At 43.8% G+C, this 16,187-nt stretch carries 13 protein-coding genes; 8 read left to right on the forward strand and 5 right to left on the reverse strand.

Features of this window, described 5'->3' with window-relative positions:
- Positions 1 to 70 precede the first annotated feature (70 nt).
- Together eno and pyrG are read right to left on the reverse strand one after the other, a co-directional pair.
- A complete protein-coding gene (gene eno, locus GCHA_RS11965) occupies positions 71 to 1,363 on the reverse strand; it encodes a phosphopyruvate hydratase (protein ID WP_007988505.1) in 1,293 nt (430 codons plus the stop codon).
- A gap of 118 nt (positions 1,364 to 1,481) precedes the next feature.
- Complete coding sequence (gene pyrG / locus GCHA_RS11970; RefSeq protein ID WP_007988507.1) at positions 1,482 to 3,113, reverse strand: CTP synthase; 1,632 nt, start codon at positions 3,111 to 3,113, stop codon at positions 1,482 to 1,484.
- Between the two features lie 220 nt (positions 3,114 to 3,333).
- Between pyrG and GCHA_RS11975 the strand changes: the two genes are divergently transcribed.
- Positions 3,334 to 3,696: a response regulator gene (locus GCHA_RS11975; protein ID WP_007988509.1), complete on the forward strand. Its 363-nt coding sequence runs from the start codon at positions 3,334 to 3,336 to the stop codon at positions 3,694 to 3,696.
- Between the two features lie 19 nt (positions 3,697 to 3,715).
- On the opposite strand, the gene mutS is transcribed toward GCHA_RS11975, so the two are convergent.
- Positions 3,716 to 6,379: a DNA mismatch repair protein MutS gene (gene mutS, locus GCHA_RS11980; protein ID WP_007988511.1), complete on the reverse strand. Its 2,664-nt coding sequence runs from the start codon at positions 6,377 to 6,379 to the stop codon at positions 3,716 to 3,718.
- Positions 6,380 to 6,531: 152 nt separating this feature from the next.
- Between mutS and pncC the strand changes: the two genes are divergently transcribed.
- The 7 genes from pncC to GCHA_RS12015 all read left to right on the forward strand — a co-directional run bounded on the left by pncC (position 6,532) and on the right by GCHA_RS12015 (position 12,721).
- Complete coding sequence (pncC, locus tag GCHA_RS11985; protein WP_007988513.1) at positions 6,532 to 7,014, forward strand: nicotinamide-nucleotide amidase; 483 nt, start codon at positions 6,532 to 6,534, stop codon at positions 7,012 to 7,014.
- Positions 7,015 to 7,033: 19 nt separating this feature from the next.
- Positions 7,034 to 7,801 (forward strand): phytanoyl-CoA dioxygenase family protein, encoded by a 768-nt coding sequence (locus tag GCHA_RS11990; RefSeq protein ID WP_007988515.1) that lies wholly within the window; start codon positions 7,034 to 7,036, stop codon positions 7,799 to 7,801.
- Between the two features lie 97 nt (positions 7,802 to 7,898).
- Positions 7,899 to 8,270: a DUF3224 domain-containing protein gene (locus GCHA_RS11995; RefSeq protein ID WP_007988517.1), complete on the forward strand. Its 372-nt coding sequence runs from the start codon at positions 7,899 to 7,901 to the stop codon at positions 8,268 to 8,270.
- A 36-nt stretch (positions 8,271 to 8,306) separates the two neighbouring features.
- Positions 8,307 to 8,729 carry a GFA family protein gene (locus GCHA_RS12000; RefSeq protein ID WP_007988519.1) on the forward strand — a complete coding sequence of 141 codons (423 nt, stop codon included), beginning with the start codon at positions 8,307 to 8,309 and terminating at the stop codon, positions 8,727 to 8,729.
- 283 nt (positions 8,730 to 9,012) lie between these two features.
- Positions 9,013 to 10,044, forward strand: coding sequence for a recombinase RecA (recA, locus tag GCHA_RS12005; protein WP_007988521.1), 1,032 nt, complete (start codon positions 9,013 to 9,015; stop codon positions 10,042 to 10,044).
- A gap of 708 nt (positions 10,045 to 10,752) precedes the next feature.
- Positions 10,753 to 11,574: an Npun_F0296 family exosortase-dependent surface protein gene (locus GCHA_RS12010; RefSeq protein WP_007988523.1), complete on the forward strand. Its 822-nt coding sequence runs from the start codon at positions 10,753 to 10,755 to the stop codon at positions 11,572 to 11,574.
- A 271-nt stretch (positions 11,575 to 11,845) separates the two neighbouring features.
- Positions 11,846 to 12,721 (forward strand): cupin-like domain-containing protein, encoded by an 876-nt coding sequence (locus tag GCHA_RS12015; RefSeq protein ID WP_007988525.1) that lies wholly within the window; start codon positions 11,846 to 11,848, stop codon positions 12,719 to 12,721.
- 80 nt (positions 12,722 to 12,801) lie between these two features.
- On the opposite strand, the gene GCHA_RS12020 is transcribed toward GCHA_RS12015, so the two are convergent.
- Positions 12,802 to 13,134: an EscU/YscU/HrcU family type III secretion system export apparatus switch protein gene (locus GCHA_RS12020; RefSeq protein ID WP_007988526.1), complete on the reverse strand. Its 333-nt coding sequence runs from the start codon at positions 13,132 to 13,134 to the stop codon at positions 12,802 to 12,804.
- 47 nt (positions 13,135 to 13,181) lie between these two features.
- Entirely contained in the window at positions 13,182 to 16,091 is a 2,910-nt protein-coding gene (gene fliK, locus GCHA_RS12025; RefSeq protein ID WP_007988529.1) for a flagellar hook-length control protein FliK, read from the reverse strand.
- Positions 16,092 to 16,187 lie beyond the last annotated feature (96 nt).

Below are 16,187 nucleotides of genomic sequence, written 5' to 3' on the forward strand. Positions count from 1 at the left end.
AGGGCAGCACACGCTGCCCATTTACATCAAAAGGCTTTAGCATTTGGCTAAAGCGCTTTCGATATAGGTCTTATTGACCTTTTATTTCTTTACGTCCGCCGTAAGTTGCTGCATCACCTAGTGCTTCTTCGATGCGCAATAGTTGATTGTACTTAGCAACACGGTCAGAACGACACAATGAACCTGTTTTGATTTGACCCGCTGCAGTACCAACTGCCAAATCAGCAATGGTTGCATCTTCAGTTTCACCACTACGGTGAGAAATAACCGCTGTGAAACCAGCATCTTGTGCCATGCGAATTGCTTCAAGGGTTTCAGTCAATGAACCGATTTGGTTGAACTTGATCAAAATCGAGTTGGCAACACCGTTGTCGATACCACGCTTAAGAATTTTAGTGTTTGTAACAAACAAGTCGTCACCCACAAGCTGTACTTTATCACCGATTTTCTTCGTTAAGCTCGCCCAGCCGTCCCAATCGCTTTCGTCGAGGCCGTCTTCGATTGAAATGATAGGGTACTTAGCAGAAAGATCAGCAAGGTAATCACCGAAGGTTTCTGAATCGAATACTTTACCTTCACCTTTAAGATCGTATTTACCATCTACATAGAACTCAGATGATGCACAATCTAGGGCTAGGGTAACGTCTTTATTCATTTCGTAGCCAGCATTTTCAACGGCTTGAATGATTACTTTAAGGGCTTCTTCATTTGAAGCAAGGTTAGGGGCGAAACCACCTTCGTCGCCTACAGCCGTGCTTAAACCCTTAGCAGATAATACTTTTTTCAAGCTATGGAATATTTCAGCGCCCATGCGCAATGCTTCACGGAAGTTTGCAGCGCCTACCGGTTGAACCATGAATTCTTGAATATCAACGTTGTTGTCAGCGTGCTCACCACCGTTGATGATGTTCATCATAGGTACTGGCATAGAGTATTTGCCCGCTGTGCCGTTAAGCTCAGAGATGTGCTGATACAAAGGAATTTGCTTATCAAGTGCTGCCGCTTTTGCCACTGCAAGAGAAACGGCTAGGATAGCGTTTGCGCCGAATTTTTCTTTGTTTTCGGTGCCGTCTAAGTCGATCATGATTTGGTCAACTTTCTTTTGCTCAAATGCACTGTTACCAATTAGCGCAGGGGCAATATCTTCGTTTATTGCTGCGACTGCTTTTAATACGCCTTTGCCTAAATAACGGCTTTTATCACCATCGCGTAATTCTAACGCTTCACGAGAACCAGTAGATGCGCCAGAAGGTGCAGTTGCTCTACCCATTACGCCTGATTCTAAATATACATCTGCCTCTACAGTGGGGTTACCACGAGAGTCCATGATTTCACGACCAATGATTTTACTGATATTTGACATAGTTGTTGCCTTGTTTATAAAAATTTAGCGTTTATCTGCGAGCAGATATTCTGAGTTTTCAATCGTTACTCTGCCTTGATTAAGCGCGGGGCGTTATACGCCCCAACGGTAACAGGCTCTAATTATTGTTTTTATAATATTCGCCCGCGGCTTTCACAAACCCTTCAAATAAAGGGTGACCGTCACGGGGTGTAGAGTTAAATTCTGGGTGGAATTGCCCAGCGACAAACCATGGATGATCGCCTAGTTCGATGACTTCTACTAGACGTTTGTCAGTAGACAGACCAGTGACTTTCAATCCTGCGGTTTCTAACTTTTCGCGTAAGTTATTATTGACCTCGTAACGATGGCGATGACGTTCGTATATTTCAGCTGAGCCATACAACTCGTAAACCTTGCTATCAGGGATTAGGTGGCATAATTGGCTGCCTAATCGCATGGTGCCGCCTAAGTCTGATGCTTCAGAGCGTAGCGCTGTACTGCCATCGGCATCTAACCATTCGGTGATCAAGCCTACTACAGGATAAGGGGTTTGTGGATCAAACTCTGAACTATTGGCATTTTCAAGGCCTGCTACGTTACGAGCAAACTCAATAATTGCCACCTGCATGCCCAAGCAAATACCTAAATAAGGTACTTTTTGCTCTCGAGCATATTTAGCTGCAGTTATTTTACCTTCAATGCCGCGCTCACCGAAACCGCCAGGCACTAGGATAGCATCTAGGCCATTAAGGACTTGCTCACCTTTGCTTTCAATATCTTGCGAGTCGACGTAGCGAATATTAACCGTTAGGCGGTTTTTTAACCCTGCATGTTTAAGCGCTTCATTGACTGATTTATAGGCATCAGGCAATTCAACGTATTTGCCAATCATACCTATGGTAACTTCGCCCACTGGATTTGATTCTGCATAAAGTACTTGTTCCCATTCGGTTAAGTCTGCTTCTGGGCATTCTAAACCAAAGCGTTGAACCACTAATTCGTCCATACCTTGGGCTTTAAGCGCAGCCGGTATTTTATAAATACTGTTGGCATCTTTTAACGAAATAACGGCTTTGTCGGCAACATTAGTAAAAAGGGCAATTTTAGAGCGCTCATTTGAGGGTAAAGCACTTTCTGAGCGACAAACCAAAATATCAGGCTGTATACCAATTGACCGCAACTCTTTCACCGAGTGTTGTGTCGGCTTGGTTTTTACTTCACCCGAAACGGCGATATAAGGCACAAGTGTTAAGTGCATATACATGGCGTGATCGCGGCCGACTTCAGTGCCTAGTTGGCGAATGGCTTCCAAAAATGGTTGCGATTCGATATCACCCACAGTACCACCAATTTCAACGATGGCCACATCGACGCCTTCTGCGCCTGCGACAATACGACGCTTTATTTCATTGGTAATATGGGGAATAACCTGAATAGTCGCACCTAAGTAGTCACCACGACGTTCACGTTTAATCACCTCTTCGTATACACGGCCAGTGGTGAAGTTGTTACGTTTAGTCATACGGGTACGAATAAAGCGCTCGTAGTGACCTAAATCTAGGTCGGTTTCTGCGCCGTCGTCGGTGACAAACACTTCACCGTGCTGAATTGGGCTCATAGTGCCTGGGTCGACGTTAATGTACGGGTCGAGCTTAAGCATGGTCACGTTAAGACCACGTGCTTCCAGAATAGCAGCGAGCGATGCAGCAGCAATGCCTTTACCAAGTGATGATACGACACCACCTGTGACGAAAATATAGTTTGTCATGAGTACCCTAAGGCGTTGGAGTTGAATGAGATTTTTTAATACTGAGGTTGTCTAGCTGCCTTTTAAAAGACGTGACATTATTCAGTACCGGACGGCGCAATAGTATACTTAATCCCAGCCTGACAGACAATTGAAAACCGCCTTCGCTTTGCAAAAAATATACGGAAAATGAGATTTTAATGGTTTACACTGTTGACCAAATAGTCAAAGGATCAGCTTTATGGATAAAATGCGTCCCATTTTGGTAGTTGATGATGTTGAAGCCATCTGCACCTTTATTTGCACCGTATTACAAGGAAACGGATACGTGCATGTCGATATCGCACATGACTCTGCGGAGGTCATGTCTCGGGTTTGCCGCAAGAAATATCAACTTATCTTAATGGATATCAAACTGCCTAAAGTGGATGGCTTGGAACTGTTGAGTATTTTGCATGAAGAAATACCTGAGGCAAAAATAGTCATGTGCTCAGCCGATACCTCAGAAGAAACCATTAATCTTGCGTATGAAATAGGGGCGGTGGGTTTTTTAGAAAAGCCTGTGACCCCCATGAGTTTAATGAGTTTGCTGGAACGGCTGTAAGGGGGATTTCCCCCTTATCCTACCTTGCTAACTTTTTTAATTGGTACAAATATTCAAGCGCTTGTTTGGGGGTAAGATCATCCGGTTGAATACTGTAAAGTAATTCTTCTGCTTCACTGGGTTGACCGAGTAAATCTAATTGAGTTTCCACCTTTTCATCCGCTTTTATGGCTTTAGACTGTGCTTCAGGCCTTGCTACTGGCGTGTTCCCAGATGTGCCGGTTTCAAGTTCATGTAACTTACGTTTCGCTGCTTGCACCACTTGTTTGGGCACCCCAGCTAGTTGCGCTACTTGTAAGCCATAGCTTTTATTGGCAGCACCATCTTGTACAGCATGCATAAAGCGAATGGTATCGCCGTGCTCGACGGCATCTAAATGCACATTAGCTAGCTCTGGAAGGGCTTCAGCCAAGCCTGTTAATTCAAAATAGTGCGTGGCGAAAAGGGTAAACGACTGTAATTTAGTGGCTAAGTATTCAGCACAAGCCCAAGCCAGAGATAGGCCGTCATAGGTGCTGGTACCTCGACCAATCTCATCCATCAAAACCAAGCTGTTTGCGGTTGCATTATTCAAAATATTGGCCGTTTCGGTCATTTCGACCATAAACGTTGAGCGACCTGAAGCTAAATCATCCGACGCCCCTATGCGGGTAAATATCCGGTCGATAGGGCCTATTTTTGCGTCTTGTGCGGGGATATAGCTACCTATATAGGCCATCAATACGATTAGTGCTGTTTGGCGCATATAGGTTGATTTACCGCCCATGTTCGGCCCGGTGATTACCAACATTCTGCGGTTGGGGTTGACCTCAATGGGATTGGCAATAAAAGGAGCATCTGTTACTTGTTCAACCACAGGGTGACGGCCCTGGCTAAAATGAATACCGCTTTGTGGGCATAAATCAGGGCAGTGGTAATCTAAGCTTTCGGCACGTTCGGCCAAATTTGCTAGCACATCCAATTCTGCTAACGCATCAGCACTTTGCATTAGCTGTGTTAATTTGGGTAAGAGTATATCGAAAAGCTCATCGTATAGTTTTTTCTCAAGTGCTAATGATCGGCTTTGGCTACTAAGCACATTGTCTTCGTGCTCTTTTAGCTCCGGAATAATATAGCGTTCATTATTTTTGAGTGTTTGGCGACGAACATACTCAACGGGCACTAAATCCGATTGACTGCGACTGACTTCAATAAAGTAGCCATGCACGCGGTTGTAACCGACTTTCAGGCTGGCGATGCCGGTGCGCTCTTTTTCCCGCTGTTCTAATTCTTCTAAATAATCAGTAGCCCCTTTTGACAGGGCACGCAGATGATCCAGCTCTTCGTTGTAGCCTTCTTTAATGACGCCACCATCTCGGATCAATACCGGTGGCGTGTCAATGACCGCACGCTCTAATAGATCGGCGAAGTCGGGGTATTGGCTGATTTGTTGTGCTAATTGAGATAAGCCACATTGCTGTGAGTCATTATCAAGATGACTAACTTCATGCTCTAGGTAGTGTTGGATATCAGGCAATAGCGCGAATGCTTGGCGCAAACGCGCGAAGTCACGGGGGCGAGCACTGCGCAAAGCTAAGCGCGCCAGTACACGCTGTATGTCACCCATTTTTTTCAGGGTGTCTTGTAATTGGGGATAGGGAGACTCTATTAAACCTTGGATATTACGTTGGCGCATTTTTAGCACGGTTACGTCAGTTAGTGGCCTGTGGATCCAGCGTTGCAATAAACGGCTGCCCATAGGTGTCGAGGTTTTATCCAGTATACTTGCCAGCGTATTTTCAGTGCCGCCAGATAGGTTTAGTGTAAGTTCAAGGTTGCGCCTAGTGGCTGCATCCATCACGACTGTGTCGTTGTGAGCTTCGAGCACAATTCGGTCAATATGAGGTAATGCAGAGCGCTGAGTATCTTTAATATATTGCATTACGCAGCCCGCGGCGCATATACCGATTTGATGATTCTGCACGCCGAAACCCGATAATTCGTTAGTACCGAATTGGCTGGTAAGCTGGCTGGTAGCGGTTTGTAAGTCAAATTCCCACTGAGGGCGGCGACGTAGCCCTTTGCGCTGATCAATTAAATGACTGAAAGCAAAGTCGTCTGGGTATAAAAGCTCAACTGGATTCGTACGTTGAAGCTCAGCTGCTAGAGCTTCTTCTCCGCTAAGTTCACACAAAGTGAAGCGTCCGCTGGTCACATCTAAGGTTGCGTAGCCAAATACCAATGCTTGGTTGCTTTTTTGTACAGGGCAAAAAACGGCGGCTAAGATGTTGTCTTGTTTGTCATTAAGCAGTGCTTCGTCTGATACCGTGCCCGGTGTGACGATACGTTGTACCTTACGCTCGACAGGGCCTTTACTAGTAGCCGGATCGCCTACTTGTTCAACGATGGCCACCGATTGACCCATCTTCACCAAGCGCGCTAGATAGTTTTCCACCGCATGATAGGGCACGCCCGCCATAGGAATAGCGTTACCACCGGATTTTCCTCGTGCCGTGAGGGAAATATCCAGTAGTTCAGAGGCCTTTTTAGCATCGTCAAAAAAGAGTTCGTAAAAATCACCCATACGATAAAATAACAGGATATCAGGATGCTCAGCTTTAATTTTCAAATATTGCTGCATCATGGGAGTATGCTGTTGCAACGATGAAGAGGTTGTTGATGCTGATGTGTTCGTTTTTGGCATTGGGTACGGCACTCTTATTTGTCCGGCGGTTACTCAGATAATGTATCGAGAAGTAACCTTAACGCTTTGTTTAGCTTTTAATGTTTGGCATGCTTACGGGACTCGCTGTGTTTTTGTTAGCGTGTCAGGTAACCCGGTAATGGATGTAAAATATGACAAACAATTCAATTTATTTAGCACAACAACTCGGTGAACAACTGCAGCAATTAGGCTGGAGCGTTACTTGTGCTGAGTCATGCACTGGAGGGGGCATAGGATACGCCATCACAAGTACATCTGGAAGCTCAAGCTGGTTCAAAAGTGGTTATATTACCTACTCAAATGAAGCAAAGCAGAGCATGCTAGGTGTGAGTGAGCAAACCTTAGCCGAATTTGGTGCAGTATCACAAGCAGTGGTAGAGCAAATGGCACTGGGTGCGACTAAAGCTGCGCAGGCGAATGTTGCTGTTTCGGTGAGCGGCGTTGCAGGGCCTGAGGGGGGCAGTGCTGAAAAACCTGTTGGTACAGTGTGGTTCGGCTTTGCAATAAATGGCGATGTATCAACAGCTTGCCAGTGTTTTTCCGGCGACCGCCATGAGGTACGCTCAAAAGCGATTGAATATGCATTAAGCCAGCTTAGCAGCCTATTGAATTAATGAAACTCAGTACGTTGATATGACACTTGACCAAGGTTATTCAGAGAACGGCTACTGCCTTGTGAAGCAGTTTATTCACGGGGCTGAATTAATCGCTTTGCGAGAAATTGCGTTGCGGTGTCACGCTAGCTGGATAACGACCAATCAAGCGTTTTATCGAACAGGGGCGGTTAATGCTGCTTATTTAACGAACGGCGAGCATATCAATGAAGTGGATAGGTTAACGCTTTTTAAGTTGATTGCCTCTAAGCAGCTCCAGCTCCAAATACAAAAGGTATTTGATCACCCGCCTGCATTTATGAATACACAATTATTTTTTAACCCAAATAACAAGAAACAGAAGAACTACTGGCATAGAGACTCACAATATCATTTAAATATAGAGCAACAAGAGCGAGCATTGCAGGGGGCTGATGTAGTGCATTTCAGAATTGCGCTTAACGATGAGCCAGGCATTGAAGTTGTACCGAAAAGCCATAAAAATTGGGACACTGAAGAAGAACTCTCAGTACGAATGCAAACAAACCGACGGGTGAACAGTGATGAGCTTAGCTCAGGAAAGCTTATCCCGTTGCATGCTGGAGACTTACTGATATTTTCAGCTAATATGATCCATCGAGGCGTATACGGTTTAGACCGATTATCTTTAGATATTTTACTCTGCGATGCGGTCCCTGAATTACTAGAATTCGCCCAAGAGGACTGTTTACCTCAGCCTGAAGTGTCAAAATATTTACCTCACCCTGAGGTGTTTGAATTGACCAGAAAACTAAAGAATAATCATTAAATTAGTTGAATATCGTAATCGCCGCTTTTTTTTAAACAGGTGTTTATACTCGTGAAATTTGGCTACATTAAACCACCACTTTTATGAAGGAATTTGCATGATAGCAGCAGGTACGTTTGTTGTGGATTTATCACCACAGGAAGATACAAAAGCGCCTGCGGGGCGTATGTTGATTGAGAAAACCTACGCAGGAGATTTGGTTGGGACTGGCGTTGGGCAAATGATCAGTAAGCGTACTGAAAATGGTGTCGCAATCTATTTTGCTATAGAAGAAGTTACAGCAGCGCTTGACGGAAAAGCGGGTCAGTTTACGTTATTGCACAAAGGGAAAATGTCAGCTCAAGAACAGTCGTTGGACATAAGTATTTTAGAAGGGTCGGGCAGCAACGAGTTAAGCTCAATCAGTGGCACAATGCGTATTATTCAGCAAGATGGCAAACACAGTTATGAACTGGATTACGCGTTTTAGTTTATTTCTATATAGGTGTTCGTTTGGAATGAATATATGGGTGAAAAGCAACCAATGAAGAAAATAACGGGTAGTTGTTTATGCGACACTGTGCGCTTTGAATGTGATGATTCAATTGAGAGCTTTCATTTGTGCCACTGCACTCAGTGTCAAAAAGTGACAGGTTCTTCCCATGCATCTAATTTGTTTACCGCGGTGAACAACATCCAGTGGTTAAAAGGGAGTGCCAGCATTAAACGCTATAATGTACCTGGCCGTAACATTTCAAACGCCTTTTGTGGTGAATGTGGTAGTGCTTTACCCTACGCATCATTGTCTGGGAAAGCTTTAGTTATTCCTGCTGGTTGTTTAGATATAACACCTAATATTCAACCCTCAAGTCAAATCTTTTACGCTGAACGCGCCCCTTGGTTTGAGTCTGCTATGGTGTGTAAAAAATACGATTCAATGCCTGACTAAGAAGCCTCGGCGATATAAAATGCACCAATACTGGCGTAATATGGCATCGTCGAACGAGGTCTTTTAACGTAGGCGGCGCTCAACTTTTAAACCAGTTCAACCGATTCAACGGTTGAGCTATCAATTCATAACAGCTTTGATCTCACCTAATATGAAAATTTTCTGAAAGTCACTTGTAACTGTATGGTTGTACAGTATACTACGCCCATATAACTTCAATTATCTGTGTCGATTTAGACTTGAACCAAGTGTAAGTGCACGGGCTGAACCATAGGACATACTGATGGACGATAACAAAAATCGCGCGCTTACTGCCGCGCTTGGTCAAATCGAAAAACAATTTGGTAAAGGCGCAATCATGCGTTTGGGAGATAACCAAGCGATGGATATTGAGGCTGTATCTACAGGTTCACTAACCATCGACATCGCACTAGGTATAGGTGGATTACCTTGTGGTCGTGTTGTTGAGATATACGGCCCTGAGTCATCGGGTAAAACCACTCTTACCTTACAAGCCATTGCTGAAGCGCAAAAAATGGGCAAAACTTGTGCATTCGTGGATGCTGAGCATGCACTTGACCCAGTTTATGCGGGTAAACTCGGGGTGAATATTGATGACCTATTGGTATCTCAACCTGATACCGGAGAACAAGCCCTTGAGATCTGCGACATGTTGGTTCGCTCTGGTGCGGTAGATGTTGTGGTTGTCGATTCTGTAGCGGCCCTTACACCGAAAGCCGAAATTGAAGGTGACATGGGTGATTCACACGTTGGCTTGCAAGCCCGTTTGATGTCTCAAGCACTACGTAAGTTAACGGGTAATATTAAACGCTCGAATACCTTGGTTATTTTCATCAACCAAATTCGTATGAAAATCGGTGTTATGTTTGGCTCTCCTGAGACGACTACGGGTGGTAATGCACTTAAATTCTACGCATCAGTTCGTTTAGACATTCGACGTATCGGTGCGATTAAAGACGGTGATGAAGTCGTAGGTAACGAAACCAGAGTTAAAGTGGTTAAGAACAAAGTTGCCCCCCCGTTCAAACAAGCTGAATTCCAGATCATGTATGGTCAAGGTATCTGTAAAGAAGCTGAGTTGATTGACTTGGGGGTTAAGCAGAAGCTGGTGGAAAAAGCTGGCGCTTGGTACAGCTACAATGGTGAGCGTATTGGTCAAGGTAAAGCTAATGTGGTTAAGTACCTTAAAGAGCATACTGAGATGTCTAACGACATTGAACAAAAATTACGCGCAGAGTTGTTGTTAAAGAAAACAGTTAAAGCTGATGAGCCGTTAAAAGCTGACGAAGAATAGAGCAGACGAAGAATAAAGCCTCTTTGTGATGTTTGGCTGACATTCTCTACACTAAAATATAAAACCGCCGTAAGGCGGTTTTTTGTTTGGATTGTAAATTGTTAAAGAGCTAGTACAAGAAATGTATGAGGCACATAAATACACTCAGCATTTATCGCTTAAAAGTGTCAGAAAGAAAGTCTCGACCAAGTCTGAGAGTTACAGTTCGTTTTTTTACTAAATGAGTGGTGGCGTTGGTTTTAGCCAAAGTAGTGGAAAGACACGAAAAATGTCACATCTACAATAGATCTGTATCTACACTTCGAATGTTGAGGTTATAGTCGACCAATGAATATGGCTATACGCCGCTATATAAGAAGGCTGCTCAAAGTAGATACGAAAGGATTGGTTTTCTCTTTGCAAGTAACTAGCAGCAAAGGTGCACATGAGTTTTAAAAAAGCAGCAAGTTTAATATGCCCTTTTTATTAACCGGACTTAATGCGTGTTTAAAGTGATTAAAAATTGATAAATTTGTTGTCAGCATAATTTACAAGATCACTTATTACGAATAAGCTAAATTTTATTACCGTCTGATTTATATATGTTTTTTAATGTTGGCACGCTAAGTGCTTTTATCTAACCAAGCAGGTAGTGTGATAAATCGCGAGCAGTATTATTTGCAATATCAATTTCGCTGGTACATTAATTAGTTTAGAGGGATATACATTATGAAAAACTTCTTTAGTTCAAAAAAATTCGTTTCTACAGCTGCGCTACTTGCAATCGTAGCAAGCTCACAAGCAAGCGCTGCAGCAGTTTCATTCGGTGGTGAAGCCGCTGGTGATGACTCAGGTTTGACAAGCAGCAGATTAGTTGACAAATCTCATGCAACTAATAATGGTGCTGGTGGCTTTTTCGTTGAAACATTTGATGCAGCAACTAACATCGACGGTGCAGGTGCAGGTACGACTGCATACAATGCGGCGGGTGCAGCTGGTGACGGTTGTGCAGTAAATGGTACAGGTGGCGGAATCGTAGTAACTTCTTCTGCAGGTGGTTTGGGTGTACGTAATGATGATGTTGATAACGGCGCTGCGGCTCCGGCGAATGACAACACATGTTATGGCCATACTCCAGCTATTGGTGGTTCTACTCCAGCTGAAGTAGAAATCGATTACACTGCATTTTTGGCGGCTCAAGGCGATGTTGGTATCACTTACATTGGTTTCTACTGGGGTTCTATCGATGAATATAACGACTTCAGCTTCTACTCAGGTGACACATTAATCGAAACAATTAGTGGTGATTCACTAACAACAGCGGCTAATGCGGGTAACCAAACAGACCCTGATACTAACCGTTACGTAAACATTGATTTCGCATTTGCTGACGCATTTGACCGTGTTGTTATTTCAAGCACAGGTATTGCTGGTGAATTTGATAACATCGTTATCGGTCTAGCTAACCGCCCTGTTCCAGCTCCAGCTGGTTTGGCTTTCCTAGGTTTAGGTTTATTAGGCCTTAGCTTCAGCAGAAAATTCAAAAAATAAGTTGCTAGTATCTTAATGTAAAAAAAGCCGACACGTTCGGCTTTTTTTGTACCTATAGAAAAGATAAAACACATGAGCTGCTCCCTTGAGCAGGCAATTCTAACTCGTAATAAATACCTATCGGTTGGTTGGGTTAGAGTGATATTTTTATTCACTTGGCATTGAGCTATATTTTATCTACAACCTTATGTGAATAGACTTTGATCTGTAAGCTGGTAAAGTCTTTCTTAAAAGGGCGATTCAACGACACAATTGTCGAAGGTATTATGTGATGAAATTAGAGATCGAAAAGAAAAATATTGACGATTTAAGCTACGAAGAATTTGTAAACTCATATTTGCTCCCTGAGAAGCCTATTGTTATCCGCGGCGTTAATACTTTTGATTCCGCAATACTGACTCCTGAATACGTTGTCGAAAATTTCAGTGATGAAAATAAACGAGAAGCAGGGTGGTTCGACTCTGATCTAGTCGACGACGGTCCGATCCGCATACCTGAGATAGTCAAATCCTTGTTAGCTAGAGAGGATATGTCGGTACGAAAGTCCCCCATGCGTTTATTTATGCAACCGGGTGGACATGTGACATTACCTCACTACGACGGTAATAGTTTGCATGGACTTAACCAGCAAGTTATAGGTAAAAAACGCTGGATATTGACTTCTCCGAATACTCCCTTGCCGAATATTCCTTTCATGTTTGCTGGTTCTGTTGGTAAGAACTTTACCTATGATCCTGACAAGTATGATTTTTATGATTTTCATACTGAAAGTGGGGATGTACTTTTTTTACCGCGCTACTGGTATCACGAAGTACACTCAATTGCTCCTGTAAATTTAAATTTAAATTGGGTATTGACCCCAAGAACCCCCAACGAATCTAGTATATTAGGGCGTAGAGAGGTAGAGATTGTTAAACTAAGAAAGTCTATGCCTATGATAAATAAAGCCTTTTTTCCTGATGAGTTTTCCAGTTACGGCGGTCAGGGCAAGGAGCTGATAGATACATACAGTAAAAATGTAGGTACATCTAGAATGTTAGGGCGGTTGCTAAAAGAGCTCTGCGGTTACCCTAGGTTACTGTTTCTAGCTACCCAGATAAAAAGTAGAGCAGACGACTTTTCTAAAAATAATTTTAAAGTTAAATAGAATTGTTTAGCTACTAGGTTAGTGAGTTACATCACTTTTATATAAAGCATAATAGAAAAAGCAAACTCATAGCGTTGTATTTACACCTTTTTCGAGACCTTGTTATAGTCTTTCGCCCAGCTTTCAGGGAACTTGCCTTGTAGCACGTATGAGAAGCTAATGAGTTCTGCGATGACGTGATAGAGCTCTTCAGGGATTTCTTGGCCTAAATCCAAACTCGCGAGAAATTCACTTAAGTATGGATCTTCGTGAATTAATACTCCGCTTTGTTTTGCTAGCGCGATAATTTCATCTGCTAATTCACCAAAGCCCTTCGCAACCACTTGTGGAGCGTTTTTGTTATCACCTTCGTTATGTTTTAAGGCAACCGCGCTTTTAGCTGTTTTTGCGTCTTTAGATTTGTTCTCTGTCACATTATTCCTATTAAAATGGTATTTAGCGAATGGTTCGTCCTGAACGGTTATACTTGGGTTTGCAATAACTGATAAGGCCGTTGGCGAAGTGTGTCAGGAATTTTTCCTAACTGGCATTGGCTTTTTGTGACCTCAATACCCAAAGCAGTCAGGCGCTTATTAAATAAGGGTAAGTAATTCATAACTTGGTGTTTGGTTTGTTCATTAGAAGTGTAGAAGTCTAGCTCTAATGTACCTTGACGCAATTTAGCTTTGGTCAATAACTCGCCTAAGTCCCCAGCGCTTAGCTTCATAGTGAGATGCCAAATTCGGCTGTTTGCAGCGCCCTCATTCTGCTGATCCTTGCTAGTGTCATTTTCACGCTTAACCAACAATTCGATGTCTTGCAATTTATTACCAAAAGCAGAGGGCAGGGTGTAATAGAAGCTGTCTTGCCCTTGCAGTAGCTGTTCAGCGTTACTGATTTTGCTGCTTTGGTGACCAGCAAAAAAACGGCTGATTTCACGCAAAATTTGATGTTTTTGTTCTAACTGTGCAAATTCACTCAGGCCTTTAGGACTGACTGGAGCGCTGGATTGTGTTTTACCAGCAGAGCTGATTGGGTCCGAACTAAACAGGGCATTAAGCCCTTGGGACACTTTTTCCCCCTGTTGGGGCTGATTCCGTGCGAAGCGAGAAGCTAATGATATTTGAATCAAGGTCACTAGCCCGCTCAACATTCCTTGACCGGCCACGGGGCTAATAATTTGGGTAGCACTTAAGCTTAGCGCTTGGTTTGTCAACAACTGACGTATTTGGCCAGCGTCTTGTTCTTTACCTTGAGGGATATTTTGTTTTATTTGCTCTAATACCTGTTCTTTTATGTTTTTAACCGCAGGCTCTTCAATAAATTGGGTATCGTTGAGCGCGCTGGCCAATCTGTTTAACGACTCACTGGGTTGTTCAGCTCTAGCTTGCACCACGCGCAGTAACGTGTGTAATACCTCTATCGCTTGAGCTTTCACTTTTGCTGTCATTTCAGGAGCGGCAATATTGACTGTTTCTCGACGCTCTAATTTATCTAGCGTTGGTGTTTTTACAGACTCGGCTTGAGCAACTGTAGGTTCTACCTTAGCGTTTTGATTTGCCGATGGATTTGGGCCTAGCGCTTTTGTTGAGACCTCTGGTGTGATGCCTTTACCTAACATCGCGCTTGCGCTCTTTACCTCTGGAGCTCTCTCGCCACCCAGCGCATTAATTATTTTACTGATACCTTGGCGCACCGAAGCAACTGCTGAAACGCTGTTTTTCGCTACAAAGTCTTTAGGTGTGGGTGAATCAATTAGGTGATTACTCCCGCTATTTTCTTTCGCTAAAGCATTGTTTGCCGCGTCTGACATACTGGCTAATGCTTTTAGCGTTTGGGGATCAACAGTGATATTTAAGGTTTTTATAAGCGCCAATACATTGCTGATATTTTGCTGTGTCACTTTTATTTGAACTGGCGGGGATGAAGTTGATAGCGCATCCATATTTTGTATATTTGCACTGCCGTCTTTATTGATGGCTAACGAAATTTTAGTGGGCGGAATGTTCTGTATCGCTTCAAGCAAACCAGTATTACTTGGTGTCTTTTGTGGCGAATGTCGCTCAGATGAAGCAATATTCGGGGCGCGGGTGGCTGTTTCAAGATGAGGGGCGCTGTCAGGATTAGGAGCCGTTTTAAGTACTTGGCTTAATGACTTACTTAGCACCTTACTATCTATGTTTATGCTAAGAATCGGTGAAGTAAGCGCAGTCTGAGTTGCGGCGCGCTGGCTAAGCGGTACTGACGAACTCGATGCACCATTTACCAGCAATTGTTTTAAAACGGGCGCAATATGCTCATTGGCCGTCTTACTCGCAATACTTTGAGTGCCAGTATCCTTGTTACTCAGTAATACCTGCCAGTGGCTCCCTACAGGTTTTAATTGCACATTCACCGTGTCTTGGTTCTTAATTGTTGAGGGCGTGCTTGGGGAAACGGCTAGGCTCAGGTTTTGCTGATTTTTCAGAACGTTAAAATTTAACGTTAACGTTTGGCCTGATTGACTGACCACTTGAGCCTGGGTCGTTAAGAGTGACGGTGGTATACGTGCTGCCTGAAATTGGCTCGGTGGTAAGCGCAAAATCCTTTCTAATTGTTGGCTCGATATCGTTCGATTGAGCTCGCCAATATTGGCGTTTAGAGGTTGCGCCTTGCTGAACTCAAGAACAGGCGTGCTTGTTAGCTGATTTTTATTAACCTGCTCTTTATTTATCTGATATTGGAGAGTACTGCTTGTATTGCTATTCGAGGTTAGTGCATTACTCCCGCCCGCTATGCGCGGCTCAGCCCCACTTTGCGATGAACTTAGACTAGCGTTTTGCACCGTTGGCGATTGAGATTGCAATGCCGTTATCGCTTTGGTCAGTTGTTCGCTTGTCTTTGCACTATTCGCAGCTTTATATGCGCTATCTTTTGTCGCGTTCTGAGGTTGAGGTAATGTTGCCGCTGGTGGAGGCGTTGAATTTGACGCCGCGTTTGCTTTCGCAGCCGGAGAAGACGTTGTTGAGTCTGATGTTGCAGTGGGTTGCGGGGCTGTACTAGCAGATGAACTGGCACTCGCCGCAGCGCTTAATGTTACGTCCGCACGAACATTGGCGTTATTCGCGCTCGATACAACAGAACGGCTAGTAACTGTGACGTTGTAGCGCTGGTTAGAGTCGATTTGTCCTTTAATATCAGTTGAATCAAGAGTAACGGATTGACCCTGATTTGAGCTGCGAACACTTACCTGCGTCGGGGAAACCTGCTTAATTATCACCTCGGGCGCTGATTGCTTAGCATTTTTAGCCGCATCAGATTGCTGCACTTTTGGCGCCACATGGGTTGGCGCCACATGGGTTGGCGCAACATGGGCTGATTGCTTCGAGGGGATAGGTGGGCTGTCAGACATATCGTTGTTATCGGCCGCAAGCGAAAAATATTAATTTAAATGTAGCATGCAAGTAAGCAACGACGGAAATCGTTCAGGGCTATTTAATTGAATTGG

The organism is Paraglaciecola chathamensis S18K6 (genome assembly GCA_000314955.1).
Lineage (GTDB): Bacteria > Pseudomonadota > Gammaproteobacteria > Enterobacterales > Alteromonadaceae > Paraglaciecola > Paraglaciecola chathamensis.